Raw genomic sequence first — 26,677 nt, forward strand, 5'->3', positions numbered from 1 at the left:
TTACAATATTGTTGCATTTTTTATTTTAATATACCTTACTGGGGCTATGGATGTCAATTATGATAGGTTGAGCCCAAAGCCCCGATATTGAAGTATAGTAAGTAGTTTTTAGAGTTGAACCATATCATACAATTGATCCCTCTGGTCTTGATTAATACCAATATAACGCAAAGTGACACTCTGTGAACTATGGTTAAAAATATCCATGACCAGGCCGATATTATACTGAGATAGTTTATATGTCCAATAACCCCATGTTTTTCTAAGACTATGTGTTCCAAAATTCTCTATGCCTAATGTAACGGCGGAATGCTTCAATACCCGGTATGTCTGAATTCTGCCGATATAGCCCCCTTTTTGGCTAGGAAATAAATAGTCTATTAGTTCCAGATTTTGCTTATGAATATAACTATTCAGTGCTTTTCGCAAAGTGTTATTTAGTTTAATTTTTTTTAATTTCCCGGTTTTTTGTTCAGTTAAAACCAAGTAATCTTTAAATTCCTTCTTGCGACAATAAATATCTGAAACCTTGAGTGTAATGATGTCGCTGATCCGCAGTCCTGTATTAATTCCAAATTTAAAAATCATAGCATATTTAGGATGAGATTGATTGAGATGATTATACAGTGTTCGTATTTGTGCTTTATCGCGAATTGGTTCAACCGTCATAAATTGTCCTCCTACGAGCGTTTTTCCCTATCCATTATAATATTAATGTGAGTAATTAAGAGGTACATGGCACTGGAAATAGCGCCTTTTCAATAATTTCACAGAATTATTTTGGTTTTAACTGACTGAAAAGGTACTTAAAGAGCTATTTATTCGTAATGCATTTATTTATGCAACAATATTGTAAAATTGTTGCGTAAATTCTTGATTTTAATACTAATTAAGAGAGAAATCAAATGGAGGTGAATTAGTGAGATATGAAAAAGATTGTTTGTCCAAGAGATTATTACAATGAGCAAGGACTTCTTTTATCTGCTAAGGGAACGAGGATTACTTTAAACCAGTTTTTGAGACTCCAGAGAAGATATGATTTTATATCTGAGACAGAAGAGAATGAAAAAACACAAATAAAGGGCCAGGATCCTCTGTCATTGGCATCATACGAAAAAGTTAAACAACAGATTAGAGAAGATGAGCGGTATAAGCTAACCGACGACCAAGTGCTTAACCAGGCCAGTGTTTTGCTTGCCAATATCGTATTTGAGTCAAAAAGAAAACCATGGTATATGTATGTCACGGCGTTAGGCAACCATATCGATTGGCTCTATACACATTCGATTGATGTGGCTCTTCTTTCCCTGATGATGGCGATGGAGTCGGGGGTTTCTCAGGAATTGCTTTGGGACCTTGGCGTAGGGGGGATTCTTCACGACGTTGGAAAATTGCTTATCCCTAAAAAAATTATCCAAAAGCGGACAGACCTAAGTGATATAGAGAAGGAGATTCTCCAGCAACATTGCGAATTAGGTGTAGAGTGCACTGTGGATTCTGCCTTTCCGATATTAAGTCAGGATATAATAGCTCAGCATCATGAAAGATTAGATGGAAGCGGATATCCGAATCAGCTGCAAGAGGGCCAAATCAATGAATATGTAAAAATCGTTATGATTGCCGATGCATTCGATACGATAACAGCAGGAAGGCCATATAGAAAGACAGTGGGAGTGGAGGAAGCCTTAGCCTATTTGGAAGACCAGGAGGGGGCATTTTCGAGGAAGTATCTGGAGATTTTAAAGAACATCTTAGTCAGAGCCTAAACATAAAGTTCATAATTCTAAGGATGAATCATAGACTATAGCGAACAAATAAGATAATAAGAGGAGGGAACTTAAAACTGAATAGGCGGATTGTATGATGGATATTGTGTGGTAAATAATTAATTTTCTGAGTTCTGGAAAGATTTCATATTTTGAAGGAGGTGTTTGGGGTTTCGGTGGCGAAATACTATGTTGTCGTGAGGTTGGACCTAATCGGGATGCTGTCTAAGACTAGACGACCTAGAGTAGCCCAGCAGGTTTACTGGACTAAATCCAAATAAAGGAGGGTGTTAAAAGGTCATCCTAATCAGCGTAAATTCCTAATACGCACCCCGAGTATCTCCTACCCCAATTTGGCAGGGAAGGAGGGATTTCGCGTGCAAAACAATTATAATCTTCACCCGAAATCAGTTGTTTTTATCCTCGCTCTTGTGGTAGTTGCCGCAGCTATTGTGTTTTCTATTCTAATGTGAGAATTATGATGAAAAACTGCCAATTATCTTATCGTTAAGATGAGGTCGTTGGCAGTTTTTCATTGGCAGGGATAGAGTTGTCGGGTAGAATTGAAGTAGTCAGGTTTAAGGGAAGGAGCATTTTCATGAATGGGAAGTTCAACTTATGGTACATTTTAGTAGGAATTGCGTTTATTGTGGCTGGGACTTATAAAATTGTTTTGGGAAGCTTTACCTCAGGGCTCATATGGATAGTCATTGGCGTGTTATTCGGTATACTATCTCGTTATAGCAATCATAACGAGGGTTCAAAGGACAAAAACAAGAAGAAAAAATAGGTTGAGCTTAAAATTTTTTTCGAAATATTATAAAATATATTGGAATAATCATAATTATATGATACTATACTGATAATAAGAAATACTATCATTTGTAGCAATGGATGTACCAATAACTGAGAAGATTTTATCGTAACTCTTGCTCCCTATCAACATGTCATCGAACTCCCCAATATGTAAAGAAGAGGAGGGACTTGAATGCTCGATAAGCTGCATCTGGACGTAAAATCTGGTTTATTTGTTCTTGTGCTGTTAGTAGTTACAGTGTTGACTATTATGGCCTTTACAGGGTAAACCGCACTAATTCATGGATTAAGGAAAGCCGCTCATAATCTGCAGAGATTATGAGCGGCTTTCTTTTAAGTCAATCACATTTTGTCGGCGTGCTTTTCTTTTTCATGATGAAGTGCATCGAATTCAAAACGGAATTTTTGATTACAAAAAGCGCAATGGACGTATTTACCGTCATCTGAGAACTTAGGCAAGTGAATCCACCTCCTTGGAAGAGATTTTATCCAGAAATTAGCAAATATATACACAAGGGGTCAAATTCTTTGCGGAACCTTGCTGACATAACCTGTTAGCAAGAGGTGAATTATCATGCTGAACCGCTTGATTAGGGAGTTACGAATTGAGTTCTATTGGGTCAAGAGGGAATTAACCCGTCGTTGGCATTTGGATACCCCCGTAGGAATCGTTGGCGTTATTGCCTTTCTTTCCGGACTGGGCCTTTTTTTGCTTATAGGTCAAGGAATTGCTAAGATATTCAGAGCGGCCATACCTTGGGTGGCAGGGAATTCAGTGAGTACGATATATTGGTCTTCGATTGGGCTTGCCCTTAAACTAAGCTTTGTATTTTTGGTTTTTGCCACCTCTTTATTGCTTTTATTCTGGCTAAAGACTCACTACCGGCGGTAAGACTAAATGTATAATCCAGAGAACATTTGCATATAAATGCTTAGGACAAGCATAAGTTGTCCCTTTTTTAGACATCTTTCGCCTTGCGGGGAAAATGGCGCTGTGATATTATGGTTAAGGTTAAAAGGAGGTTGGGAACATGGATTTCATGTTTGGTGTTACCGGTTCTCACTTGTTCAATATGATCATGGTACCAGTACAGCTGATCATTATTTTTATGACATTTTACTATTTCGTGTTATCCATGTTTGGTTTGTTTCGCAGACCGGACAAAAAGGTTTTGGAACCGGAGAAAAGCTTTGCTCTGGTAGTGGCTGCTCATAATGAAGAGGCGGTCATCGGGCCTTTAGTGGATAATTTGTTGAATCTGGATTATCCGAAAGAACTTTACGATGTTTTTGTCGTCGCAGATAACTGCACCGACAAAACGGCCTTAATCGCCAAAAATGCCGGGGCCTTGGTCCACCAACGTTTTAATAATGAAAAACGGGGAAAGGGCTATGCTCTGGAGTGGATGTTCCATCGTTTGTTTAAGCTGGAACGACACTATGACGCCGTCATTATTTTTGACGCGGATAATTTGGTCAATGAGACCTTTTTAGTCGAAATGAACAGCAAACTTTGTCAGGGTCACCAAATTGTTCAGTGTTATCTGGATTCAAAGAATCCCTATGATACCTGGGTCACCAATACGTTCTCGATTACCTTCTGGCTTTCCAACAGGCTTTTGCAGCTTGCCCGTTATAATACCGGCTTTCTCAATAATGTGTTGGGCGGAACCGGTATGTGTATCTCCACCAAAGTGTTGAAGGATCTTGGCTGGGGGGCGACCTCCCTTACTGAAGACCTAGAGTTTACTATGAAAGCTCTGGTCAGCGGCATCAAGACAACCTGGGCTCATGACGCCATTGTCTATGACGAGAAGCCCTTGACCTTTATACAGGCCTGGAATCAACGGAAACGCTGGGCTCAGGGTCAAGTGGATGTGGCGGGCCGTTATTTCTTTCCGTTGATTTATAAGGCGTTCAAGGAACGGAAGCTCATGTATTTTGATGCAGCGGTGCATTTGTTCCAACCGGCTTTGGTTATGATCGCCACATTCTTTATGTTTGTTAATCTGATTTCCGGGCTTCAATCTTCCTATACTCAGGTTTTTAATGTGGTTATGCCTTGGTCGGGCTGGCAGATTCTTTCCGCATTTTCCCTGGTTTTCCCTGTAGCTGCCTTAGCCCTGGAACGCCTGCCTTGGCGTGCCTATGCAGGGTTGATCCTATACCCCGTATTTATCTACAGCTGGATTCCTATCGTCTTTCTGGGCTTTGTCAACCGCAAGGATAAATCCTGGTCCCATACCAAGCACACTCGGTCCATCAAATATGATGATGTGGTGAAAGAGAAGAAGGTTTCATCCAGCTAGAACCTGAATGAGCATAATGTCTATCCTATTGAACGATACTTAATAGAGAATGTGCAATCCATATAAGGGGATCTCTGAACAGAGAGATCTCCTTTTGCCGTTACATTCGAGTGGCGATATGCGAATGTTTATACTTAAATGGTTAGATGCTGGCTCAGAAAATGGGCAAAAATAAAGAAAGCGGTGAAGTGCGATGTCCAAGGAGACGCTCATGAAGATGACAGAAAACCCCGGTGTATTTATGGGAGGAGAAACCCCTTATGAAGAGGCTGACGCGGTAATTCTGGGGATTCCTATGGATTATACGGTGAGTTTTCGCCCGGGTACCCGTTTGGGCCCTCTGAGTATCCGCAATGTCTCCATCGGGATTGAGGAATATAGTGTGTATCTGGATAAGGATCTCTCTGATTATGCTTATTGCGATTGTGGAGATTTAAGCCTGCCCTTTGGCAATGTTGAAAAATCGTTGCAAGTGATCGAAGCCGCTGCCCGGCAGGTGGTAGAGGACGGGAAATTTCCCGTTTTCTTAGGGGGAGAACACCTGGTTACCTATCCTTTGCTTAAGCCCTTCATTGAGAAGTATCCTGAGCTGCGGGTGGTGCATTTCGACGCCCATGCTGATTTGCGTACAGATTACTCCGGTGAGCCTAATTCTCATGCTACGGTGATGCGCAAAATCTCGGAAGCCCTGGGGCCCCATCGGGTCTACCAGTTTGGCATACGCTCCGGAACCCGGGAGGAATTCCTCTTTGCTAAGGAACACAATCATTTGGTGGTAGAAGAGGTTTTGGAGCCGCTCAAGGCTGTCCTGCCGGAGCTTAAAGGGAAGCCGGTCTATGTGACGCTAGATATTGATGTGGTGGATCCGGCCTTTGCCCCAGGCACTGGGACTCAGGAAGCCGGTGGATGTACTTCCCGGGAAATCATCAAAGCCGTTCATGCCCTCAGTGAGCTGGATGTGGTGGGCTTTGATCTGGTGGAAGTATCCCCTCTTATAGACACCAGTGAGCGTACGGCTCTTTTAGCAGCGAAGATCGTAAGGGAAGCAATTTTGAGTTTTGTAAAATAGATTAAGCGTCCTAAATAGGGATTATTACTGTAGTTGTAAAAATGATGACCATAAATGAATGAAATACATGAAAAACCTTTGACATAAAACCGTTTTTTGTGTATACTAAAATTCGTCAGTTGACGCGGGCGATTAGCTCAGCTGGGAGAGCGCCTGCCTTACAAGCAGGATGTCGGCAGTTCGATCCTGTCATCGCCCACCAAATTAAGGCCCCGTGGTGTAGTGGTTAACATGCCTGCCTGTCACGCAGGAGATCGTCGGTTCAAGTCCGATCGGGGTCGCCATTTTTATGCCTTGGTAGCTCAGTCGGTAGAGCAGAGGACTGAAAATCCTCGTGTCGGCGGTTCGATTCCGTCCTAAGGCACCACGCGGGTGTAACTCAGTGGTAGAGTGTCACCTTGCCAAGGTGAAAGTCGCGAGTTCGAATCTCGTCACCCGCTCCATTTCTTCGGCGGCATAGCCAAGTGGTAAGGCAGAGGTCTGCAAAACCTTTATCCCCAGTTCAAATCTGGGTGCCGCCTCCAACAATACGTTTATATTGCCGATGTGGCGGAACTGGCAGACGCACGGGACTTAAAATCCCGCGGGCCTTAAAGCCCGTACCGGTTCGATTCCGGTCATCGGCACCATTTATGGGTTTGTAGCTCAGCTGGTTAGAGTACCGCGTTGACATCGCGGGGGTCGAAGGTTCGAGTCCTTTCAAACCCACCATATTTTGGAAGAAGGCTTCTCTGCGGAGAGGCTTTTTTGTTGTCCAAAAAAGTCTGTTCCGGCACTGGTTTTTTCAGCAATAGTGTCCGGCAATGTGGTAGAATGTGTGTGAAGTTATACTCAGAGAGTGAGGACAATGATGCATAAGGATCGGCTGGTTGCGCCTGTTGTAAAATGGGTTGGGGGTAAACGCCAACTTTTAGAGGATCTGACTCCTTTATTTCCTAAAAGAGTCGAGTCTTATTGTGAGCCTTTTTTTGGTGGTGGGGCGGTTCTGTTTAAATTACAGCCGGACACCGCCTGGGTAAATGATGTCAATAGTGAACTTATCCAGATGTATGAAGTTATTCGGGACGATGTGGAAGAGCTGATTAGGGCACTGGGTGAGCACCCCAATGAAGAAGAGCATTTTTATCGTGTCAGAGACTGGGACCGGGACAAAGAAAAATACGGGAATTTGAGCAAAGTGCAGAAAGCGGCACGGGTTATCTATTTGAATAAAACCTGCTACAATGGCCTGTTCAGAGTGAACAATGCCGGGGAGTTCAATACGCCTTTTGGTCATTACAAAAACCCCAATATTGTCAATGAGCACACCTTAAGAGCGGTCAGCACCTATTTCCGGAGAGCGCAGATCACCTTCAGCAGCACAGATTATGCGGAAGTCCTGGCCGGTGTTGCCAAAGGGACCTTCGTTTATCTGGACCCACCCTATGATCCTGTTTCCAGCACAGCCAATTTTACCGGCTATGCTAAAGGCGGATTCGACCGGGCTGAGCAGATCAGGCTGCGGGAATGCTGTGATGAACTTGATCGGCGGGGAATCAAGTTTATGCTTTCCAATTCGGCAACGGAATTTATCAAGGAGCAATATGGGGCCTATCAGATAACCATCGTGAAAGCAAAACGCGCTATCAATTCCAATGCAACCAAGAGAGGGCAAATAGACGAAGTGGTGGTGAGGAATTATAAGTGAACAGCCTAAAAGCCAAAACGATCAAGCCTGGGAATCCCTGTTCGAGAAATATGATATCTTATCCCGGATCGAAGCCGAGGGGAAATTTTGTATTGCTGCGTCACAGATCAAGGAGTACCGTGAACCGCGGTTAATGGCCAAGTTTGATCATAATATCAATTTGCCCCGGATATTTGCCAGGAATAGATTAGCGATACTGCCAATATCCCGCGGTGACTATATCATCTCTCACTTTGAGGCTTATCAGCCTTTTCCTAGCGTGGATACCTCGGTGACCCGCGTGTCTTTGCCGCCGAATCTGCAAAGTCTCAGCACCAGCCATATTCCCAGTGAGGCCATCGCTGTTAACTGTGCCCTGGCCTCGGGAATGCTGGCAGATTTTTTGGAGGAAGAGACCCTTTATGCCACTGTGTCAGGACGTATGGGGTCGGGGCAATTTGACTTTACGATTCGCAACTTAAGGACGCAGTATTCCACAGAAGTCGCCGTAAGCAATTCTCAAATTGAAATTGATGCGGCTCTTGAGGGTGTGCACAGTCTTTCTCTGCTGGAAGCCAAAAGAGATCTGGCGGAAGATTTTCTGGTCCGTCAACTCTATTATCCCTTCAGAGTCTGGGACGGCAGGGTTACGAAAAAAGTCAGACCCATATTTTTAGTGTACTCAAATGGTATTTTTAGTTTGTATGAATATGAATTCCAGGATCCTAATGCTTATAATTCCTTGGTATTGGTGAAACATAAAAATTATTCTATTGAAGATACAGCCATAGGGGTAGCTGCTTTACATGATGTCGCTGAGCGGACACAGCTTGTGCAGGAACCGGAGATTCCTTTCCCTCAGGCCAACAGCTTTGAGCGGGTGATCAATATCTGTGAATTGCTGAGCGCTCAGGAGCTTAGCCGTGAGCAGGTGACAGAGGAATATGCGTTTGATATCCGCCAAACCAATTACTATACTGATGCCGCCAGATATTTGGGCTTAGTTGAAAAACGCTATGAAGAGGGACGCAGGCTGGTTTATTCATTAAGCTCCCGGGGCAAGCGCATCATGCAGCTGAGTTATCAGCAAAGACAGCTGGCCTTTTGCGAGGCCATACTGCAGCATCGCATCTTCAGGGAAACCTTTAAGCTTTATATGGAAAATGGTTCTCTGCCGGACCAAAACACGATAGTGAGTATCATGCAGCAATCCGGCCTTTATCAGATCGGGAGTATGAGCACGTTTGTGAGAAGGTCATCGACTGTCAGCGGCTGGCTTAACTGGATGCTGGGGCTGATCGGGGAAGAGCATTAATTTAAGCCGGGTGATACTTGACAAGTAAGCATCCGGTTTTGGTTTACCGTTCGGAATGTCCAGTGAGAAACCTGCACATTCTATAGTCTGTAACCTTATGAAGCGTCTTAGCATGGCATGAAACTATTTTTTTTATCGACTTTTTAAGTTAAATTTTGTATTATTATATCTTGTATAACCTAAAGGGGGTGGTATCATGACTTCACTACGACAAAGCAAGGCTCCTATCTATGAGGCGCTGCTCAAGTATAAATCCATGCGTGTGGTGCCTTTTGATGTGCCTGGGCATAAACAGGGGAGAGGGAACCCTGAATTGACGGAGTTTCTGGGTGAGAAATGCCTGTCCGTAGATGTCAACTCCATGAAACCATTGGATAACCTTGGCCATCCCGTTTCGGTGATCAAGGAAGGGGAAGAATTGGCTGCCGAAGCTTTTGGAGCTCATCATGCTTTTTTTATGGTGAATGGAACCACTTCAGCGGTACAAGCTATGGTCATGAGCGCCTGCAAACAGGGTGAAAAAATCATCATGCCCCGCAACGTTCATCGCAGTGCCATTAACGCTCTCATTATCAGTGGGGCTATTCCGGTGTATGTCAATCCCGGTGTCAATAAGGAACTGGGTATTCCCTTGGGAATGGCTGTGGCTGATGTCAGGAAAGCAATCAAGGAAAATCCGGACGCTAAGGCTATTTTGGTTAATAATCCAACCTATTATGGGATTTGTTCCGATTTAAAGACCATCACTGAGCTGGCCCATGAACACAATATGCTGGCTTTAGTGGACGAGGCTCATGGCACCCATTTTTATTTTGGAGAAAATATGCCCATCAGTGCTATGGCAGCCGGAGCGGATATGGCGGCGGTCAGCATGCATAAAACGGGGGGCAGCCTTACCCAAAGCTCTTTTCTGTTGATCGGCAAACGCTTGAATGTGGGACGGGTCCGGCATATGATTAATCTAACCCAGACCACCAGTGCTTCTTATCTGCTGTTATCCTCCCTGGACATTTCGCGGCGCAACTTAGCCTTAAACGGCCAGCGCATCTTTGACAAGGCTCTCTATCTGGCGAATTATGGCCGTGATGAAGTCAATAAGCTGGGCGGCTATTATGCCTTTGGCAAAGAGCTGAACAACGGGGACTCGGTCTATGACTTTGACTGCACCAAGCTCTCCATTCACACCCGGGAGATCGGACTGGCCGGCATCGAGGTCTATGACATCCTGCGGGATGACTATGGGATTCAGATCGAATTTGGCGATATCGGCAATATTCTGGCTATTATATCCGTGGGAGATCGGGCCCTTGCCTTGGAGCGTCTGGTCTCGGCTTTGGCGGAGATTAAACGGCGCTATCAGCGGGATAAAGCGGGGATGTTTGATCATGAGTATATCAATCCTGTGGTGGTCATGGGACCCCAGCAGGCTTTTTATGCCCAGCAGCGCTCACTGCCCATCCAGGAAAGCAAAGGTAAGGTCAGCGGGGAATTCGTTATGGCTTATCCTCCGGGTATACCGATCTTGGCTCCAGGGGAAAAGATCACGGAGGATATTATTGACTATATCGCTTATTCTAAGGCTAAGGGCTGTTTCCTGACCGGAACAGAGGATATGGACATTGAAAATATCAAAGTCGTGGAGGAATAGCTATGGAATTATGGTATACAGAAGAGCATACGGAAAACGTCCGCTTTTCGATTAAGGTGGATCGGCAGCTTTACTCAGGACAGAGTGAGTTTCAAAGGATCGATGTCTTTGAATCCAAAGAGTTTGGCACCTTTTTTACCCTGGATGGCTTGATGATGGTAACCCAAAAGGATGAATTTATCTACCACGATATGATTGTTCATGTTCCTATGGCAACCAACCCCCAGATTAAAGATGTTTTGGTCATCGGGGCCGGGGATGGAGGAACTGTCCGCGAACTGACCCGCTATGACTCTATCGTCAACATTGACATGGTGGAAATCGATAAACTGGTGGTGGATGTCTGCAAAGAGTATCTGCCCCAGACGGCTTGCAAGCTGGAGGATCCGCGGGTTCACTTGTTCTTTGAGGATGGCTTGAGATTTATACGGACGAAAGAGAACAGCTATGATCTGATTATTGTGGACTCCACGGACCCCTTTGGTCCAGGGGAAGGTCTGTTTACAAAAGAGTTTTATGGCAACTGTTATAAAGCCCTCAAGGATGATGGCATCCTGGTCAATCAGCATGAGAGCCCTTATTATGAAACCTATGCCCAGAACATGGGCCGGGCCCACCAAAGGATCAAGGAATTTTTTCCTGTCTGCCGGGTCTATCAAGCTCATATTCCCACCTATCCTTCCGGACACTGGCTTTTTGGCTTTGCTTCGAAAAAGTATGACCCCTTGGCCGATATAGACGAGCAGGCCTGGAACGACTTAAGGATTAAAACTCAATATTATAACACAGAGATTCATAAAGGCTGCTTTGCTCTCCCCAATTATGTCAAAGAGCAGCTGGCCGATGCGGTGGAATGATTCTCTGATGAGGATTTAAGACAAGGGTAAGTTAACTGCTGACCCTTGTTTTTGTATTATCTGACATCCATAAAGCCTGCCCCATTCCTAAAGGTGGAAATTAGTTTGTAAGGGCAGATGATGCCGATGTTAGCTCAGGGTACTGGCCGGGGCGAGGTTGGTGTTGTAAAATAGGACTGAGGATATTAAAGTCGGCACTTGAAAACGGAGATTTAGAGAGAGGTGATTGTTATGTTAAAGTGGAAAGACGAATACTCGATCGGAGTAGAAGAAATCGATGAACAGCATCAGCATCTGTTCGAAATCGGCAATCAGATCTATGATTTATTGGAAAACTACTTGCTGCCGGATAAGTACGATAAGATCATTCAAATCATTGCAGAGCTTAAAGAATATACCGTTCACCATTTCCAAACAGAAGAAGAGCTTATGCTTAAAATCAAGTACCCAGGTTATTTTAAACAAAAAGTAGCCCATGACGATTTTATCAAAGAGGTGGAGTCCATTGACTTCTCGGCCCTCGACCAGGATCAGGATGGACATACCCGCAAGCTTTTAGAGTTCATCTTTGGGTGGGTCTTGGACCATATTCTCAAGAGCGATTTTGGCATTAAGAGTTTTATGCAGATAACACGCTAGTCAACGGAAAATAGGGAGTGTTGCCAAACGGCTTTTTGAAGGAGCTGAGTCGGCGGCACTCCCTTTGTATGTCTGGCTATAGCTTGCTGCTGCGCAGAAATAGGCGGCCCTATCTTGGTTTGGGGAATAAGGGAGAGTCAACCTGGCAATAGTAGGGAATATATGGTTTTGCGAAATAGCTTGAGTAATTTCGAGGTAAACCGCAATATGAGCAAACCTTGCTCATATACTCTACTATGGAGGGGATGCCAGGGTGGAACAACACTCCGTTCAGGTTGGAACTCAATATTATCGAGAGAGCATCTATGAGCGCCTTAGGCAGCTCCAAGAGCAAGAAAAGCTTCCTGTAGTGCTTCACGAATATCAACAAGGCAAGCACTGGTTGATAGATTGTGAGTTCCAGCTTGAAGCGATCGAAGAGGATCGGGAGACCACAAAAAAGATTCATAGCTATTATTTAGCGAATGCTATTACGGAAACGATTTTGCAGCATTGGGAGAAGGATCATATCCGCTGGCTGCTTAAAAGCAAGTATAAACTGAAACGGGAGGAAGTCGTTCAGGTTTTTGAGAAGTCTCTCCAATACCTTAATCAAGAATCCCGGCAATGGAAAAATTACCGTATTCATCGTAAAGCGTCCTTGGTCAACCAAATCGTCAAGTGTATAGAAGCTCAGCCGTTCTTTGATATGGAAGGCTTTTTGCGATTCCGTGCCAAAGACTATAAAGAGGAGATCTATAAAGCCGTCAATTATGTGGTAAATGAACATGTGATTGAAGCAGAATATGAGGAGTTTATCAATCTGCTCAAGCGTTTTGTGGATTCTCAAAAACCCCGCATTCATACCTTGCATGTAGGAATAACCAAACATGGTAAGTTCAACCTTTACAATGAAGAAGGCAAAAAAATCACCAAAAAATATATGGATGATCTGTCCTTCATGGATACCTCTCAGGAACTCACCTATGAGGATCTTCTCGTCAGCGCCTTAATTGCCGTAGCTCCACGAAAAATTGTGCTGCATATTCGTTATGAAGGCTATCAGGATACTCTGCAGACTATTTGCAAGGTTTTTGAAGGCCGTGTCAGCTATTGTACTGAAAGCTGTCCCATCTGTGAGAAGATTTGAGAAAGTGAGAAGAATTGACAAAGGATAAAAGGGTGGATATAATAAAATGAAAACGATGATGGGGAAAGTACTTTGTTTTGGTTTGTGTTAGAGAGGAGATGTCACCGGCTGCAAGCATCTCTCACAAAGAAGCAGAGGAAGACCACCCCAGAGTGCTGAGCTGAAGTCAAAGTAAGCTCAGACGTTGGCCCGCGTTAAGGGAGCAAAGGGAAAGCATCAGGTGGGTGCTTTAACTTGGGTGGAACCACGGGAATAAAGTTCTCGTCCCATATTGGGATGAGGGCTTTTTTAGTTTTCTTGCAAAGTTTAAGGATTAAAATTAAGGGATAAGGAGTTGACTGTGATGGTAAAGATTACTTTAAAAGATGGCTCCATTCGGGAGCTCGAATCGGGTAAGAGTCTCATGGACTTAGCAGCCTCTATCTCCAGAGGTCTGGCTAAAGCTGCTCTGGCCGGGAAAGTGAATGGAAAATTTAAGGACCTGTCCTATGCTTTAACTCAGGATGCTGAGGTGGAGATTATCACGGCGGATTCTGAGGAAGGCTTAAAGATTTTAAGACACTCCACCTCTCACCTGATGGCAGAAGCGGTACGGAACCTTTTCCCGGGAACTATCTTAGGAATTGGCCCCGCGATTGACAATGGCTTTTATTATGATTTTGATTCCGAGCATGTTTTTACACCGGAGGATCTGGAGAAGATCGAAGCTGAGATGCGTCGTTTGGTCAAAGAAAACAAACACTACGAACGGAAAGAAATCTCCCGCAGCGACGCATTGCAGTATTTCTCTGCAGAAGGAGAAAAGTATAAGGTAGAGCTGATTGAAGACTTGCCTGAGGATGAAGTGATTTCCATGTACACTCAAGGCGGCTTCACCGATCTCTGTGCCGGTCCCCATATTCCTTCCACAGGGGTGGTTAAAGCGTTCAAACTCATGAACCTGGCCGGAGCTTACTGGCGGGGCAGTGAAAAGAATAAGATGCTCCAGCGGATCTACGGAACTGTCTGGGCCAAAAAAGAAGATCTGGATGACTACCTCTTTAAGCTGGAAGAGGCCAAGCGTCGTGATCATCGTAAGCTGGGTGTGGAACTGGATCTGTTCAGTCTTCACGATGAGGGACCTGGTTTTCCTTTCTTCCATCCAAAAGGCATGGTTCTGCGCAACCAACTGGAAGACTTCTGGCGTCAGGAGCATCGCAAGAGAGGTTATCACGAAATCAAGACCCCCATCATCCTCAGCCGCAACCTGTGGGAAAACTCCGGTCACTGGGATCATTATAAAGACAATATGTATACTACCAAGATTGACGATGAGGACTTCGCTGTCAAGCCCATGAACTGCCCGGGCGGCATGATTATGTATAAGCAAAAGCTGAGAAGCTATCGGGATCTTCCTTTGAGAATGGGAGAGCTGGGCTTAGTCCATCGCCATGAGTTATCTGGTGCTTTAAACGGACTTTTGCGGGTGCGCAACTTCACCCAGGATGATGCTCATATCTTTATGCTTCCCTCCCAAATCAAAGCTGAAATCAGCGGCGTCATCGATCTGGTGGATCGTTTCTATAAGGTCTTTGGTTTTGAGTACCATGTGGAGCTTTCCACTCGTCCCGAAAACTCCATGGGTGCCGATGAGACGTGGGAAATGGCTACCAATGCCCTCCAGGAAGCCCTGGAAGCCAAGGGAGTCAACTATAAGATCAACCCAGGAGACGGTGCCTTCTACGGACCGAAAATCGACTTTCATCTCCGGGACTGCTTGGGCAGAACCTGGCAGTGCGGTACCATTCAGCTGGATTTCCAAATGCCTGAGAAGTTTGACCTCACCTATATCGGTGAAGATGGTCAAAAGCATCGTCCGGTTATGATTCACCGGGTGGTGTACGGCAGCATTGAACGCTTCATCGCTCTGCTCACAGAGCATTATGCCGGCGCTTTCCCCACCTGGCTGGCCCCTGTTCAGGTCCGGATTCTGCCCATCAGCGAACGCCATGAGGACTATGCTCAGGACATCGTCCGCCGCTTAAATGACCTGGACATCCGGGCTGAAGTGGATGAACGCCGCGAGAAGATCAGCTACAAGATCCGGGAAGCCCAGACCCACAAGATTCCCTTCGCTCTCGTGGTCGGTGACCAGGAAGCGGAAACAGATACTGTCGCTGTACGTCGCTATGGTCAGGGTAACGCCGGTGAAAAACTTTCTGTAGCGGAGTTCATTGCTCTCATCCAGGAAGAAATCGCCAGCAAGAAGCAATTAGTATAAGATAAGACTCAGGCAAACGGATTCAGACCCATGTGGGTTGAATCCGTTTGTTTTGTCAATGGCCATAATTGATAGCCTGGCTTTTAGTTTTATTGGATAGGTATTGGAAAAGAATCCATGAAGTGTTAGATTAATAGAGTGACGGCCATGCTGCAGAGCGGCATCAGCAAAGGATGAAAAAGCATACTCGGATTGGGTAGCTTTATCCCACATCGCGCCGCTCAAGCCCAAAAAGGGCCCAAGGATTTTGATTTAAGGCAGAGAACGGATTTAAGCGAGCGGATAAGCAATCTTCGCGAAAGACTGCAGCGGAGTCGGGTTGGAAACAGGACGTTTCCAACCGGCTATGAGGCAGGAGCCGATTTAGCCGGAAACCCGACGGAGCAGAGGTCTTGAGCGATTAGATTGCTCCGCGCAGCTTATGGAGTGAACGCCAAAATCAAAATTCTGGAGAACCTGCTTTTGGCTCATACTCAAAACGAATACAAACCGAGGTAAAGATAATGTGGATTATGTACGCCTTTGGCTCTGCCTTCTTCGCAGGGATTACCGCCATTCTGGCGAAATGTGGAATTAAAAAAGCCGATTCAAATATGGCCACAGCCATTCGGACGATCGTTGTGCTGGCGTTTTCCTGGCTGATGGTATTTATGGTTGGGTCACATACGACGATCGGCGACATCTCAGGGAAAACACTGCTGTTTTTGATTTTGTCCGGCCTGGCTACCGGAGCCTCGTGGCTGTGTTACTTCAAGGCTCTGCAGCTGGGAGATATCAACAAGGTTGTTCCCATCGACAAATCCAGCACGGTTCTGACCATCATTCTGGCCTTCATCTTACTGAATGAAGGGATAAGCATCGGCAAGGCGGTGGGGGTTGTCGGCATTGGGATAGGCACATACTTAATGATCCAGAAAAAAGCAACAGAAGCGGGTCAACCCAAAGCCAATCAGGCCTGGCTTATTTATGCTCTCTTATCGGCAGTCTTTGCCAGTCTCACAGCTATTCTCGGGAAAATCGGCATCGAGGGGGTGGAGTCAAACCTTGGGACCGCCATCCGCACAGGAGTCGTGTTGGTTATGGCTTGGCTCGTGGTTTTTGTGACAAGAAAAAAGAGTACCTCTAAAGAGATACCCTTAAAAGAGCTTGGTTTTATTATACTATCAGGTCTGGCCACCGGCGGCTCATGGCTCTGTTACTATAGGGCCCTTCAGGATGGGCCGGCCAGTGTTGTCGTCCCTATTGATAAACTCAGCATCCTTGTGACGATTGCCTTTTCCTATCTGGTCTTCCATGAGAAATTAGCGAAAAAAGCTGCCCTTGGGCTAGTGTTGATTGTCGGTGGCACTTTGGCGATGCTGCTATAAAGATAAGTATCAGATCAGGGACTTTCTGAGCTCTTCAGCCGATTTGCCGGAAAGATAGGCCGGGGCAATATCCACCACTGTTTTGGCACCGGATACCCCTTCGTGATTTAAGCGGTAGGCTGCTCTGGCAAAGGCAATGAGGACATTGGCCGTGAAATCAGGGTTGGAATCCAAAGCCAAGCGATATTCAATGACATGATGATGCTCTTCATCAAGACCTGTCCGGCCATGATGAATCACTAAGCCGCCGTGAGGAAGACCGGGATGATCTTTGCTCAGTTCTTCTTCTGTAATGAAGTGTACCTCCGTGTCATAATCCGCAAAATAATTGGGCATGGTCTTGATCTCCTGCTCAATCCGTTCTTTATCGGCTCCTTCTTCAAGGACGACAAAGCACTCCCGCCAATGTTTTTCCCTTGTCGAAAGTTCTGGCATTTCTCCTCTCCTCACAGCGTTAATAGCCTGCTCTTTGGGAATGGTATACTGTTTAGCATCCTTTACCCCTTTAATTCTTCTGAGCGCATCGGAATGCCCCTGGCTGATTCCTTTGCCCCAGAAGGTGTATGTATCCCCGACCGGCAGGATGGCTTCCGCATAGAGCCGGTTGATCGAGAACATCCCCGGGTCCCAGCCGCTGGCAATAATGCAGATCTTTTGGGCCGCGGCAGCCTTTTTATTCATGGCGGCAAAATACTCCGGAATCTTCGCATGGGTGTCATAGCCGTCAACGGTATTGAACAGACTTGCAAATTCAGGACCCTGGACCGGCATATCCGACATGCTTCCGCCGCAAAGCACCATCACATCAACCTGGGCGGTCATCTGTTTGGCCTCATCCATGGTGAAGACGTTAACCTCTGGGGTAATGGTTTTGATGGATGAAGGATCCCGTCTTGTAAATACCCCCACAAGCTCCATATCTTCATTTTGGCGAATTCCCAGCTCCACGCTTTTGCCAAGATTTCCGTAACCGACGATACCAACTCTGATCTTATTCATATACGATTCCCCCTTGTATCTATTCTAACCCGTAGTATTCCAGACGTACAAATAGTTTTATTTATTTGCCCCCAAATTAAATTAGTCAATAGCGTTTTAAATCCTGTCCTCATTAGGGCAGGATTTTTCTTTTGGCTTTGACAGAATAATCGATAAATTATTTATGAAAAACATATCTTTCACATATTGACGGGCAGAAAATAATTCTTTATACTATAAATAAATCCAACTGGTACGGACGTCCGGACCATAAAGAACAGATGTGGATTTACTACTAAATTTATAGGAGGGAAAATAAGATGCCGAAAGTCAAAATGACGCCCAGTGAAGCGATTTGTGAAACCCTTGTAGCAGAAGGTATAGATCACGTTACTGGTATCGTCGGCTCAGCGTTCATGGACTTACTTGACTTATTTCCTATTGCCGGAATTAGCTTCATTCCTGTTCGCCATGAGCAATCAGCAGGACATATGGAAGATGCCTTTTGCCGTGTGACAGGCAGATCCGGTGTAATTATCGGGCAAAACGGTCCTGGTATTACCAACATGGTAACATCCGTAGCTGCAGCCAATTCAGCACATACCCCTATGGTCGTAATTTGTCCGTCGGCCGGTACGCCTACAGTGGGCTGGGACGGTTTTCAGGAAGCGGATACGGTAAAGATTTTTGAAGCAATAACCAAAGAAACCATTCGGGTTCCACACCCGTCACGTGCTGCCGATTGCTTGCGGACGGCATTTCGCATTGCCTATGCAGAGCGAGGACCGGTTCTTTATGATATTCCCCGTGATTATTTCTATGGTGAAATTAGTGAACAAATTCTTGAACCCCATCAATATCGGGTGGATCAACGGGGATGCGGGGATTTAGCTTCTATTGACAAAGCAGCAGAGCTTTTGATTTCCGCTCAAAGACCTGTGGTTATTTCCGGCCGTGGAGTTGTAGACACTCAGTCCAAGGATGTTGTGGCCAGGATTGCGGAAATATTAACCGCACCGGTAGCCTGCACCTATCTGCATAATGACGCTTTCCCATACGATCATCCTTTGTGGGTGGGGCCGATTGGCTATATGGGTTCAAAAGCGGCCATGAATCTGGTGGCTGAAGCCGATGTGATTCTGGCCCTAGGAACGCGACTTTCCGTTTTCGGAACCACTCCTCAATACGATATTGATTACTTCCCGGAAAGTGCCAAAATTATTCAGGTAGACATCAATCCTCGTCATATTGCCCGAACTCATCCTGTTGAAGTTGGACTGATCGCAGATGCCAAGGAGGCCGCTAAGGAAATTCTTAAACGCTTAGAGGAAAGAATTGCGGAACCGAAAGTTGAGCAAGATCGCCTAACACAAATTAAAGCTCAACAAAATGCCTGGGAAGAGGAAATCGTACAATTGGCAATGGTTGATGGTTATCCAATCAATCCTCGGCGTGCACTCTACGAAATTCAAAAGGCCCTTCCGGAAAATGCCATCGTAGCTACCGATATCGGAAATGTTTCCTCCACAGCCAACAGCTATCTGAAATTTAAGGGAGCAGGAAAACATATTGCAGCTCTTACTTTTGGCAATACGGGATTCGCGTATCCTGCCGCTTTGGGGGCACAATTGGCTGAACCGGACAGCCCGGTGGTGGCAATCATTGGTGATGGAGCCTGGGGAATGAGTTTGCACGAAGTAAGTACGGCTGTTGAACATAATCTTCCTGTCGTCGCTATCGTCTTCCGTAATGGAGCCTGGTGCGCAGAAAAGAAAAATCAAATTGATTTTTATAATAACCGCTTTGTGGGAGTGGATATTCCGACGCCTGAAAGTTTCGCCCCGGTAGCCATTGCTATGGGTGCGGAGGGCATCCGAGTATCTAAAGCAGAAGAGGTTGGACCGGCGCTCCAAAAAGCCCTTAACTCCCGTAAACCCACTGTGCTGGAAATCGTTTGTGACGGAACTCAGCTGGCGCCGCCTTTTAGAAAAGATGCCCTGAAATTACCTACTCGCTTATTGCCTAAGTACAGTTCTCTGGATGTGAGTAATTGGGATAAGTAAAGCTGGATCAAAGGTATGGCGTGAAATATACGTCACGCCATACCTTTTCCATAATCAGTCATCTTTATGGTAACTGTAAGACGAATACGGAAAGGGGAAAGTGAATATGAGCATAAGCACAAGTACAAGCACAAACCTCTCAACAGCTGAAGCGGAAGCAAGATTAGTTGTGGAAGAACTTATTATAAAAGCACGTAAGGCCATGGAAGAGATTAAAGATTATTCTCAGGAGCAGGCCAATACCCTGGTTCAGGCCGTGGCATGGGCTATCTACCAACAGGACCATGCTGAAGAGCTGGCTGAAATAGCCGTTCGGGATACAGGGCTGGGAAATGTCAAGGATAAAGTAACCAAAAATAAGCGCAAAACCTTTGGTACACTCCGCGACTTACTCGATCCAGAAGCCAAATCTGTGGGGATTATCAAGGTGGATGAGGCCAAAGGCATTACAGAAATAGCCAAACCGGTGGGTGTGGTTGCGGCAGTTGCTCCTTCCACCAATCCTGGCGCGACGCCGGCCAATGTTACGATGATGGGCTTAAAAGGCCGCAATGCTGTGATCATTGCTCCATCCCCTAAAGGTGCTTCGACCACAGTGAAACTTCTGCAATACATCCATGCTGAGCTGGCAAGGGTTGGTGCCCCTTCCGATTTAGTTCAATCCCTGCCCATGCCCGTATCCAAAGAGTTGACCAATGAGCTGATGAAGCAGGCCGATATGGTAACCGTGACGGGATCGGCTAATAATGTTCGGGCAGGTCAGACTTGCGGTACACCGAACGCCTGTGTCAGTGCAGGAAATGTGGTGACCATTGTCGATGCCTCGGCGAACCTGCAGGATGCGGCCCACAAGATTATGCTGAGCAAGACCTTTGATAATGCAACCAGTTGTTCAAGTGATAACTCTCTTGTGATTGAAGCATCAATATATGAGCAAATGATTGAAGCTTTGCAAAAAGAAGGGGGCTACATGTGTACTGCCACCGAAAAAGAGCAATTGCAAAAAGCAATGTGGGATGAAAAGGGTAAACGTAAAGGCGGAACCACAGCTAAAGATGCTGATGTCATGGCTAAGGAAGCTGGGTTTACCAATCCGGCAGCCCAGCAAGCAGCCTTTTTCATGGTGGAAGAGAGCGGCGTGGGCAAGGGCTATCCTTTCTCAGGAGAAAAGCTTTCCCTGGCACTGACAGTATATAAAGTGCAGAATTTTGAAGAGGCGCTGGATTTAACGAAACGAATCTTAAACTTCGTTGGCCGCGGACATTCCTGTGGTCTTCATACAACCAACGAAGAGCATATTCAACGGATCGGATTTGCAATGGAAGTTTGTCGTCTTTTGATCAACCAAGTGCAGTGCTTCGGCAATGGAGGCAGCTTCGACAACGGTCTGAACTTCACACTTTCCATGGGTGGGGGGACTTGGGCCGGCAACAATATAAAAGAGAACCTCTCTTATCGTCACTTTATCCAGACGACTAAGGTATCCCGCTTAATTCCAGAAGTTATTCCTAAGGAAGATGAATTATTTGGATCATATTGGGCCAAGTATGGTCGTAATTGAGGAGGCCTAGCTTAATGAAATTATTTGAATACCAAGCCAAAGAATTATTTTCTGAAAGCAGTATCGCTGTTCCTCCCAACACATTGATTGGTGAGATCAGTGAACTTGACAGTGCTGTCGAAAAGATTGGGCTGCCCTGTGTATTAAAGGCGCAAGTGCTGCATGGCGGTCGCGGCAAAGCAGGATTGGTCAAACTTGTACAGACAAAAGAGGAAGCCCGAAATGAAGCTAAGCGGATTATGGAAGCAACTGATAAAAAGCTCTTGGTCGAAGGGGCCGTATCCTATGAAAGGGAAATGTATGTCTCCATCACAGTAGATGCTGCCTCAGGCTTGGCCATGGTGATGGCGTGCCTGGAGGGTGGCGTAGATATCGAAGAAATTGCTCGAACTATGCCGGAGAAGATTATCAAGGAAAAGGTGGATATGTCGCTGGGTCTCACGCCTTACCAAGCGGACAATATCATGTATAGTTTAGGATTGGAGCAGAGTGCGGCCAAGGAAGGAAGCAAACTTCTTCTCAAGCTTTACCAGCTTTTTGTAAACTATAACGCTGAACTTGTCGAGATTAACCCCCTCATGATTCTTAAGGACGGCACGATGGTAGCCGCTGACGGGAAATTTAATTTGGATGACAATGCCTTATATAAGCAAAATCGTTTTTCCTTGACGCGTGATCATTATAAAAGCGATTTTGAATATGAAGCCGCTCTCGACGGCATACCCTATATTGCCTTCGAGGGAGATATCGGGATGATGGTCGCTGGAGCAGGATTGGCTAATGTCGTCTTTGACTTAATCCATTATTATGGGGGCACTGTGGCCAACTACTTAGAATTTGGCGGACCGAACTATCATAAAGCTCATAAATGCATGAAAATGATGCTGGAAGCAAAACCAAAATGCATCTTAATCGCGACTTTTGGCACAATTGCTCGTGCTGATGTAATGGCTCAGGGAATTGTGGAAGCAGTCAAAGAATTGAAGCCGGAAATTCCTATCGTAGCAGTAATTCGCGGTACAGGAGAAGAAGAGGCTCAAGAGTTGTTGCGCAGCGTAGGGTTGACCTCCCTGGGTGACACGGAGGAAGCAGTTAAGAAGGCAATCGAGATAGTGGGGGGGGCTGAAAAATGAGCATTATCATCGATCAAAATACCCCGGTATTGATCCAAGGCATAACCGGAAAAGAAGGGAGCTTCTGGGCAAAGCATGCTAAAACTTACGGCACCAACGTTGTGGCCGGAGTCACTCCCGGAAAAGAAGGTCAGGATGTTGACGGTATCCCCGTTTATCATACGGTTCGCCGGGCCGTGGCGGAGCATCATATCGAAGCCTCCCTGCTGGTTGTGCCGCCTAAGGCTGCAAGGGGGGCTATCTTAGAGGCGCTTGATAGTGGGATCAAAACCATCGTCGTTACAGCTGAAGGAATTCCTCTGCATGAAATGCTGCAGTTAAGAAAGCTTGCCTTAGAAAAAGAGGCCATGGTCATTGGCGGAAATACTACGGGGATTATTTCTACAGGGAAAGCGATGATGGGATTTTTCCCTTACTGGCTGGATAGAGTATACAAACCTGGACGAGTTGGGGTCATGACGCGCAGTGGTTCCTTAACCAATGAGATCACTGCAGAAATAGTAAAGGCTGGCTTTGGGCCGAGCTCAATCGTAGGAGTTGGCGGAGATCCGGTACCGTTTACTCGTTTCGCCGAAATACTCCCCCTGTTTGAGAAAGATCCGGATACGGATGCTGTTGTCATGATCGGTGAGATCGGGGGAACGATGGAAGAAGATGTAGCTGAAGCGATCGAACAGGGACTTTTCACAAAACCATTGATTGGTTTTATGGGAGGCCGGACGGCGCCCAAAGGTCAAAAAATGGGTCATGCGGGAGCGATTATTACAGCAGGTAAGGGAACGGTGGCCGATAAGGTGGGAGCTTTAACCAGAGCCGGAGCTTTGGTAGCTGATCGTCCGAGTATGATCGGCCCCTTGCTTAAACAGATCCTCTAATGGCTGGTCGGGAGGAACATCATAGTTAAGTTCCTCCTAATTACTTCCTGATCGAGAAACAATCGGCGATGATGGACCGGTTGATGTTCTCAATGGTCGGTAGATAGCGATCAATGAGAACATCAAATGTGAAAGATTTAGCGAGAAGAGCATTTTAAAAGAACAGAAATATGGAGGGAATATTTTATGACAAAAGGTAAAAAGATGTATTTACTTATCCTTATTTGTCTGCTTTTCCTTATTTCTTATTTAGACAGGGTTATTATCTCAATTACTGCTCCGTCAATAATGGAAGAGTTTAAGTTTGACGCCGGTACTATGGGACTTATCTTCTCCGCCTTTGCTTACCCGTATGCCTTGCTCCAAATGGTTGGTGGTTCCTTAGGGGATAAATTTGGGCCTCGTAAAGTGCTGACAGGCTTAATGACCTGGTGGTCTTTGTTTTGTATAGCAACGGGTCAAGCCTGGAATTTCATTTCACTTTTTGTTTACCGTGTAGCTTTTGGACTTGGTGAGGCCGGTGGTTTTCCTGTTGCCACACGAGCACTAAGGGGATTATTCGGTCAGGAAAAGAATGGGTTTTTACAAGGACTGACTCATGCCTGCTCTCGTTTCGGCGGTGCAATCGCCCCCCCAATTGTCGTATTTCTTATGCTTAAATGGAATTGGCGGGCACCCTTTTTCTTACTGGGGGCAATAGGTCTTGTGTGGGCGATTCTCTTCTGGGTATCTTTTCGTGAGGAAACAAGCTCAGATGCTGAAGAAAAGAAGAAAGCTGAAAAACTACCCTGGAAGGCGTTGCTGGGCAGCCGAAATATGTGGATGCTGGTCTTTACAGATTTTTGTTATGGATATAGTCTTTGGATTTACTTAACCTGGATGCCGTCATATCTGACGGGAGTAAGAGAATTTACCATTATGAAAATGGGCTTTTATGCCTCATTGCCCCTTACCCTCGGTATTTTCGGAGATTTAATAGGTGGTTGGGTTTCTGACTTTATGTTTAAGGTCAACGGTAATTTGCGTATGGCTCGGCGTATTCCTATTGCCATTGCTTTCCCTACAGCGAGTTTGTTTGTATGGTTTGGTTTAAATACAAACAGTGGGATAGCTGCAGTGTGGCTTTTGGCGGGGGCGTTCTTTTTTCTTGAACTTGCCAATGCTAATCTCTGGGCTACTGCCATGGATGTTGGCGGCAAAAAGTTCTCTGGTTCTGCTTCTGGGATGATGAATACAGGATTCGGTATAGCAGGTATTGTAAGTCCTATAGTTTTTGGTTATCTGCTTGAATATACCGGTTCCTGGAGTTACCCATTTTATGTTGGAGTTGGTTTGTTGTTGCTCGGTACAATTGCCATTTTTATGGTCGATCCGACTAAAAGTTTAGATACACAAGAATAAAGAGAGAGTATGGGCAATCTTACTTCTTAACAGCGCCATTGGTAAGAAGAGGTGGCAGATATTGAGTCTCAATGTGACAAGCTCAAAAGAAGCTTGTGCAATAAATCTTTTAAGCTATCAGTAAATGGAAGAAGGAAGCTGTATGACTAAAAAAATTGCCCTCTTTGTGGAAGATAATTATAATGAAATTGAATTTTGGTACCCATATTACCGAATGAAAGAAGAAGGGTTTGAAGTCATAGTTATAGGTTCAGGTCGTACGGATACGTTTAAAAGTAAGTTGGGAACGGTTACGAAAGGGGTATATCCCAAGGATATACATACCGGGGATTTGGATGCGGTCATTATTCCTGGAGGTTATGCTCCTGACAGAATGCGTGTAAGCAAGGATATGTTGAGGATTGTAAAAGAAATGTTCAGCAGCGGTAAGGTCGTAGCGGCTATTTGCCACGCAGGTTGGGTGTTGGCATCAGCGGGAATTCTGCAAGGGAAAAAAGTAACGGCATGTGAAATGATCAAGGATGATTTAGTCAATGCGGGTGCCGAATTTTTAGATTGTGAAGTCATTGTCGATAGAAACTTGGTGACCTCAAGAGTGCCGGACGATGTCCCTGCCTTTTCCAGAGAAATCCTCAAATTACTCAATCGATAAAAAGATAAGCAAATTGCTCCGTAATTCAATATGCAGAAATGAAGCAATGCGGATGTCGCCCCGATGTGGCGGCATCCTTTTTATTTGAACATGTCTACCAGCGGTAAGTTTGGTATGACTGTGATGCTTATAGCTATAGCCAAAAGGAAGAAGGTAAGAGCTGGGAAAATGTATTTTAGAAGGCGCATAATAAATGAGACGGCCTTCATTATGCCTTAATTTTAGTATATAATAAAATGAAAAAGGAAGATTTCCAGTGTTTTAGCAGATACCTCCAACGGAAACCCATGGAAGTAGCTTTTTAAGTTATAATTCCATCTTCTAAGATTTTGATTATTCATATTGAAAAAATTTTTTAAAAATGATTGATAAATTATAGTTGGAGGGGAAACACATGGTTTTAGATCCTCATAATCCGCTGCCATTACATGCTCAGATTACGAATATTTTACGAAAAAGAATCTTCGAAGAAAACCTGACAGGAAAGATTCCCAGTGAAAGGGAATTGATGGATTATTTTTCGGTGAGCAGGTCGACTGTCCGGGAAGCCATTGAGGCCCTGGTTCGGGACGGCATTCTTGAAAAAAAGCATGGCAAGGGTACCTTTGTGGCAGTTCGCCCGATTAAAGAAGAATGGATAGGCAGTTTCAGTTCCTATACTGAGACTATCGAAAGAGCAGGAATGAGGTCTGGAGCAAAGCTGCTTTCCTACAGCAAAAGGAGGGAACCTAAGCATATCGCTGAAATGTTTGGCGGGGAAGAATTCTATCAAATTGAACGTTTAAGATATGCCAACGATAAAGTTATAGCGATTGAGCATAAATATTTCGATACGGAAATAGGCCAAAAATTATTGGGATTTGATCTTAATAAAAATATTTATAAGATTATGGAGACATCCTTGGGAATAGTCCTTTGGGAGGCAGAGGAGATTATTACCAGCTCTACGCCGAGCAAAGAAGATGCGCGCCTGTTGGAAATTCCCAGAATGTCCAGTGTTTTAGTGACGGAACGTTCAAGCTTTGATTCGGATCATAAACTTATTGAATTTGTTCGGACCTTGTTTAGAGCAGATAAATACTCTTTTCGTATTAAAATGTCTCGGAATTAAGAGAGGCAAGGTATCCGCCCCCGGCTGTTGATAGGATTTTGTCAACAGTCTTTTTTGCACCT

Annotated in this window: 21 protein-coding genes, 7 tRNA genes and 1 other annotated feature; of the genes, 26 read left to right on the forward strand and 2 right to left on the reverse strand. The window is 45.2% G+C overall.

The features are described from left to right. Positions 1 to 108: 108 nt before the first annotated feature. Entirely contained in the window at positions 109 to 669 is a 561-nt protein-coding gene (locus BUA14_RS24545) for a tyrosine-type recombinase/integrase (protein WP_072774999.1), read from the reverse strand. A 431-nt stretch (positions 670 to 1,100) separates the two neighbouring features. Between BUA14_RS24545 and BUA14_RS24550 the strand changes: the two genes are divergently transcribed. From BUA14_RS24550 to BUA14_RS24650, 19 genes are all read left to right on the forward strand, one after another. Continuing rightward, the gene (locus BUA14_RS24550; protein WP_242954759.1) at positions 1,101 to 1,766 is read left to right on the forward strand and encodes an HD-GYP domain-containing protein; all 666 of its coding nucleotides are present in this window, start codon (positions 1,101 to 1,103) and stop codon (positions 1,764 to 1,766) included. 1,390 nt (positions 1,767 to 3,156) lie between these two features. After that, complete coding sequence (locus BUA14_RS24560; RefSeq protein WP_072775002.1) at positions 3,157 to 3,474, forward strand: hypothetical protein; 318 nt, start codon at positions 3,157 to 3,159, stop codon at positions 3,472 to 3,474. 139 nt (positions 3,475 to 3,613) lie between these two features. Beyond that, positions 3,614 to 4,891 (forward strand): glycosyltransferase family 2 protein, encoded by a 1,278-nt coding sequence (locus BUA14_RS24565; RefSeq protein WP_072775003.1) that lies wholly within the window; start codon positions 3,614 to 3,616, stop codon positions 4,889 to 4,891. Positions 4,892 to 5,084: 193 nt separating this feature from the next. After that, complete coding sequence (gene speB / locus BUA14_RS24570; RefSeq protein WP_072775004.1) at positions 5,085 to 5,960, forward strand: agmatinase; 876 nt, start codon at positions 5,085 to 5,087, stop codon at positions 5,958 to 5,960. A 126-nt stretch (positions 5,961 to 6,086) separates the two neighbouring features. Then, a tRNA-Val gene (locus BUA14_RS24575) sits at positions 6,087 to 6,162 on the forward strand. A 6-nt stretch (positions 6,163 to 6,168) separates the two neighbouring features. Continuing rightward, positions 6,169 to 6,244: transfer RNA gene (locus BUA14_RS24580), tRNA-Asp, on the forward strand. Between the two features lie 7 nt (positions 6,245 to 6,251). Further along, a tRNA-Phe gene (locus BUA14_RS24585) sits at positions 6,252 to 6,327 on the forward strand. A gap of 1 nt (position 6,328) precedes the next feature. Next, positions 6,329 to 6,403, forward strand: a tRNA-Gly gene (locus BUA14_RS24590). 7 nt (positions 6,404 to 6,410) lie between these two features. After that, positions 6,411 to 6,484: transfer RNA gene (locus BUA14_RS24595), tRNA-Cys, on the forward strand. Positions 6,485 to 6,500: 16 nt separating this feature from the next. Further along, positions 6,501 to 6,589: transfer RNA gene (locus BUA14_RS24600), tRNA-Leu, on the forward strand. A 5-nt stretch (positions 6,590 to 6,594) separates the two neighbouring features. Further along, a tRNA-Val gene (locus BUA14_RS24605) sits at positions 6,595 to 6,671 on the forward strand. Between the two features lie 139 nt (positions 6,672 to 6,810). Then, positions 6,811 to 7,647, forward strand: a complete 837-nt coding sequence (locus BUA14_RS24610; RefSeq protein WP_072775005.1) for a DNA adenine methylase — start codon at positions 6,811 to 6,813, stop codon at positions 7,645 to 7,647. Next, the gene (locus tag BUA14_RS24615) at positions 7,640 to 8,941 is read left to right on the forward strand and encodes a type II restriction enzyme (RefSeq protein ID WP_427846703.1); all 1,302 of its coding nucleotides are present in this window, start codon (positions 7,640 to 7,642) and stop codon (positions 8,939 to 8,941) included. Before BUA14_RS24610 ends, BUA14_RS24615 begins: the two co-directional genes overlap by 8 nt. Before the next feature lie 196 nt (positions 8,942 to 9,137). Further along, positions 9,138 to 10,589, forward strand: coding sequence for an aminotransferase class I/II-fold pyridoxal phosphate-dependent enzyme (locus BUA14_RS24620; RefSeq protein WP_072775007.1), 1,452 nt, complete (start codon positions 9,138 to 9,140; stop codon positions 10,587 to 10,589). Positions 10,590 to 10,591: 2 nt separating this feature from the next. Then, positions 10,592 to 11,446 (forward strand): polyamine aminopropyltransferase, encoded by an 855-nt coding sequence (gene speE, locus BUA14_RS24625; protein WP_072775008.1) that lies wholly within the window; start codon positions 10,592 to 10,594, stop codon positions 11,444 to 11,446. Between the two features lie 231 nt (positions 11,447 to 11,677). Continuing rightward, complete coding sequence (locus BUA14_RS24630; RefSeq protein ID WP_072775009.1) at positions 11,678 to 12,085, forward strand: bacteriohemerythrin; 408 nt, start codon at positions 11,678 to 11,680, stop codon at positions 12,083 to 12,085. A gap of 253 nt (positions 12,086 to 12,338) precedes the next feature. Further along, positions 12,339 to 13,214, forward strand: a complete 876-nt coding sequence (gene ytxC / locus BUA14_RS24635) for a putative sporulation protein YtxC (protein ID WP_072775010.1) — start codon at positions 12,339 to 12,341, stop codon at positions 13,212 to 13,214. 46 nt (positions 13,215 to 13,260) lie between these two features. Next, positions 13,261 to 13,486 (forward strand) — a binding site (T-box leader). A 71-nt stretch (positions 13,487 to 13,557) separates the two neighbouring features. Continuing rightward, positions 13,558 to 15,474 (forward strand): threonine--tRNA ligase, encoded by a 1,917-nt coding sequence (gene thrS, locus BUA14_RS24640; RefSeq protein WP_072775011.1) that lies wholly within the window; start codon positions 13,558 to 13,560, stop codon positions 15,472 to 15,474. Between the two features lie 503 nt (positions 15,475 to 15,977). After that, entirely contained in the window at positions 15,978 to 16,841 is an 864-nt protein-coding gene (locus BUA14_RS24650) for an EamA family transporter (RefSeq protein ID WP_072775012.1), read from the forward strand. Positions 16,842 to 16,850: 9 nt separating this feature from the next. Here the strand turns inward: BUA14_RS24650 and BUA14_RS24655 are convergent, their stop codons facing one another. Beyond that, a complete protein-coding gene (locus BUA14_RS24655; RefSeq protein ID WP_072775013.1) occupies positions 16,851 to 17,840 on the reverse strand; it encodes a diaminopimelate dehydrogenase in 990 nt (329 codons plus the stop codon). Positions 17,841 to 18,139: 299 nt separating this feature from the next. Between BUA14_RS24655 and xsc the strand changes: the two genes are divergently transcribed. From xsc to BUA14_RS24690, 7 genes are all read left to right on the forward strand, one after another. After that, positions 18,140 to 19,882, forward strand: a complete 1,743-nt coding sequence (xsc, locus tag BUA14_RS24660; RefSeq protein WP_072775014.1) for a sulfoacetaldehyde acetyltransferase — start codon at positions 18,140 to 18,142, stop codon at positions 19,880 to 19,882. A 106-nt stretch (positions 19,883 to 19,988) separates the two neighbouring features. After that, entirely contained in the window at positions 19,989 to 21,443 is a 1,455-nt protein-coding gene (gene sauS / locus BUA14_RS24665; RefSeq protein WP_072775015.1) for an acylating sulfoacetaldehyde dehydrogenase, read from the forward strand. A 14-nt stretch (positions 21,444 to 21,457) separates the two neighbouring features. Further along, positions 21,458 to 22,576 carry a succinate--CoA ligase subunit beta gene (locus tag BUA14_RS24670; protein WP_072775016.1) on the forward strand — a complete coding sequence of 373 codons (1,119 nt, stop codon included), beginning with the start codon at positions 21,458 to 21,460 and terminating at the stop codon, positions 22,574 to 22,576. After that, positions 22,573 to 23,451, forward strand: a complete 879-nt coding sequence (locus tag BUA14_RS24675) for a succinate--CoA ligase subunit alpha (protein ID WP_072775017.1) — start codon at positions 22,573 to 22,575, stop codon at positions 23,449 to 23,451. Before BUA14_RS24670 ends, BUA14_RS24675 begins: the two co-directional genes overlap by 4 nt. Positions 23,452 to 23,637: 186 nt before the next feature. Next, complete coding sequence (locus BUA14_RS24680) at positions 23,638 to 24,852, forward strand: MFS transporter (protein WP_072775018.1); 1,215 nt, start codon at positions 23,638 to 23,640, stop codon at positions 24,850 to 24,852. A gap of 142 nt (positions 24,853 to 24,994) precedes the next feature. Then, positions 24,995 to 25,504: a type 1 glutamine amidotransferase domain-containing protein gene (locus BUA14_RS24685; RefSeq protein ID WP_072775019.1), complete on the forward strand. Its 510-nt coding sequence runs from the start codon at positions 24,995 to 24,997 to the stop codon at positions 25,502 to 25,504. A 394-nt stretch (positions 25,505 to 25,898) separates the two neighbouring features. Next, the gene (locus BUA14_RS24690; protein WP_072775020.1) at positions 25,899 to 26,615 is read left to right on the forward strand and encodes a GntR family transcriptional regulator; all 717 of its coding nucleotides are present in this window, start codon (positions 25,899 to 25,901) and stop codon (positions 26,613 to 26,615) included. The last annotated feature ends 62 nt before the right edge of the window (positions 26,616 to 26,677 follow it).

The sequence above is a fragment of the Desulfitobacterium chlororespirans DSM 11544 genome (genome assembly GCF_900143285.1).
Lineage (GTDB): Bacteria > Bacillota > Desulfitobacteriia > Desulfitobacteriales > Desulfitobacteriaceae > Desulfitobacterium > Desulfitobacterium chlororespirans.

Bases quoted from the DNA above. Each gene is read 5' to 3' on its own strand.
- BUA14_RS24545 (WP_072774999.1), bottom strand. From the start codon at position 669: ATGACGGTTGAACCAATTCGCGATAAAGCACAAATACGAACACTGTAT.
- sauS (WP_072775015.1), top strand. From the start codon at position 19,989: ATGAGCATAAGCACAAGTACAAGCACAAACCTCTCAACAGCTGAAGCG.
- BUA14_RS24655 (WP_072775013.1), bottom strand. From the start codon at position 17,840: ATGAATAAGATCAGAGTTGGTATCGTCGGTTACGGAAATCTTGGCAAA.
- BUA14_RS24630 (WP_072775009.1), top strand. From the start codon at position 11,678: ATGTTAAAGTGGAAAGACGAATACTCGATCGGAGTAGAAGAAATCGAT.
- BUA14_RS24690 (WP_072775020.1), top strand. From the start codon at position 25,899: ATGGTTTTAGATCCTCATAATCCGCTGCCATTACATGCTCAGATTACG.
- speB (WP_072775004.1), top strand. From the start codon at position 5,085: ATGTCCAAGGAGACGCTCATGAAGATGACAGAAAACCCCGGTGTATTT.
- BUA14_RS24560 (WP_072775002.1), top strand. From the start codon at position 3,157: ATGCTGAACCGCTTGATTAGGGAGTTACGAATTGAGTTCTATTGGGTC.
- BUA14_RS24685 (WP_072775019.1), top strand. From the start codon at position 24,995: ATGACTAAAAAAATTGCCCTCTTTGTGGAAGATAATTATAATGAAATT.
- BUA14_RS24650 (WP_072775012.1), top strand. From the start codon at position 15,978: ATGTGGATTATGTACGCCTTTGGCTCTGCCTTCTTCGCAGGGATTACC.
- BUA14_RS24680 (WP_072775018.1), top strand. From the start codon at position 23,638: ATGACAAAAGGTAAAAAGATGTATTTACTTATCCTTATTTGTCTGCTT.
- speE (WP_072775008.1), top strand. From the start codon at position 10,592: ATGGAATTATGGTATACAGAAGAGCATACGGAAAACGTCCGCTTTTCG.
- BUA14_RS24565 (WP_072775003.1), top strand. From the start codon at position 3,614: ATGGATTTCATGTTTGGTGTTACCGGTTCTCACTTGTTCAATATGATC.
- BUA14_RS24610 (WP_072775005.1), top strand. From the start codon at position 6,811: ATGCATAAGGATCGGCTGGTTGCGCCTGTTGTAAAATGGGTTGGGGGT.
- BUA14_RS24670 (WP_072775016.1), top strand. From the start codon at position 21,458: ATGAAATTATTTGAATACCAAGCCAAAGAATTATTTTCTGAAAGCAGT.
- BUA14_RS24675 (WP_072775017.1), top strand. From the start codon at position 22,573: ATGAGCATTATCATCGATCAAAATACCCCGGTATTGATCCAAGGCATA.
- xsc (WP_072775014.1), top strand. From the start codon at position 18,140: ATGCCGAAAGTCAAAATGACGCCCAGTGAAGCGATTTGTGAAACCCTT.
- thrS (WP_072775011.1), top strand. From the start codon at position 13,558: ATGGTAAAGATTACTTTAAAAGATGGCTCCATTCGGGAGCTCGAATCG.
- BUA14_RS24620 (WP_072775007.1), top strand. From the start codon at position 9,138: ATGACTTCACTACGACAAAGCAAGGCTCCTATCTATGAGGCGCTGCTC.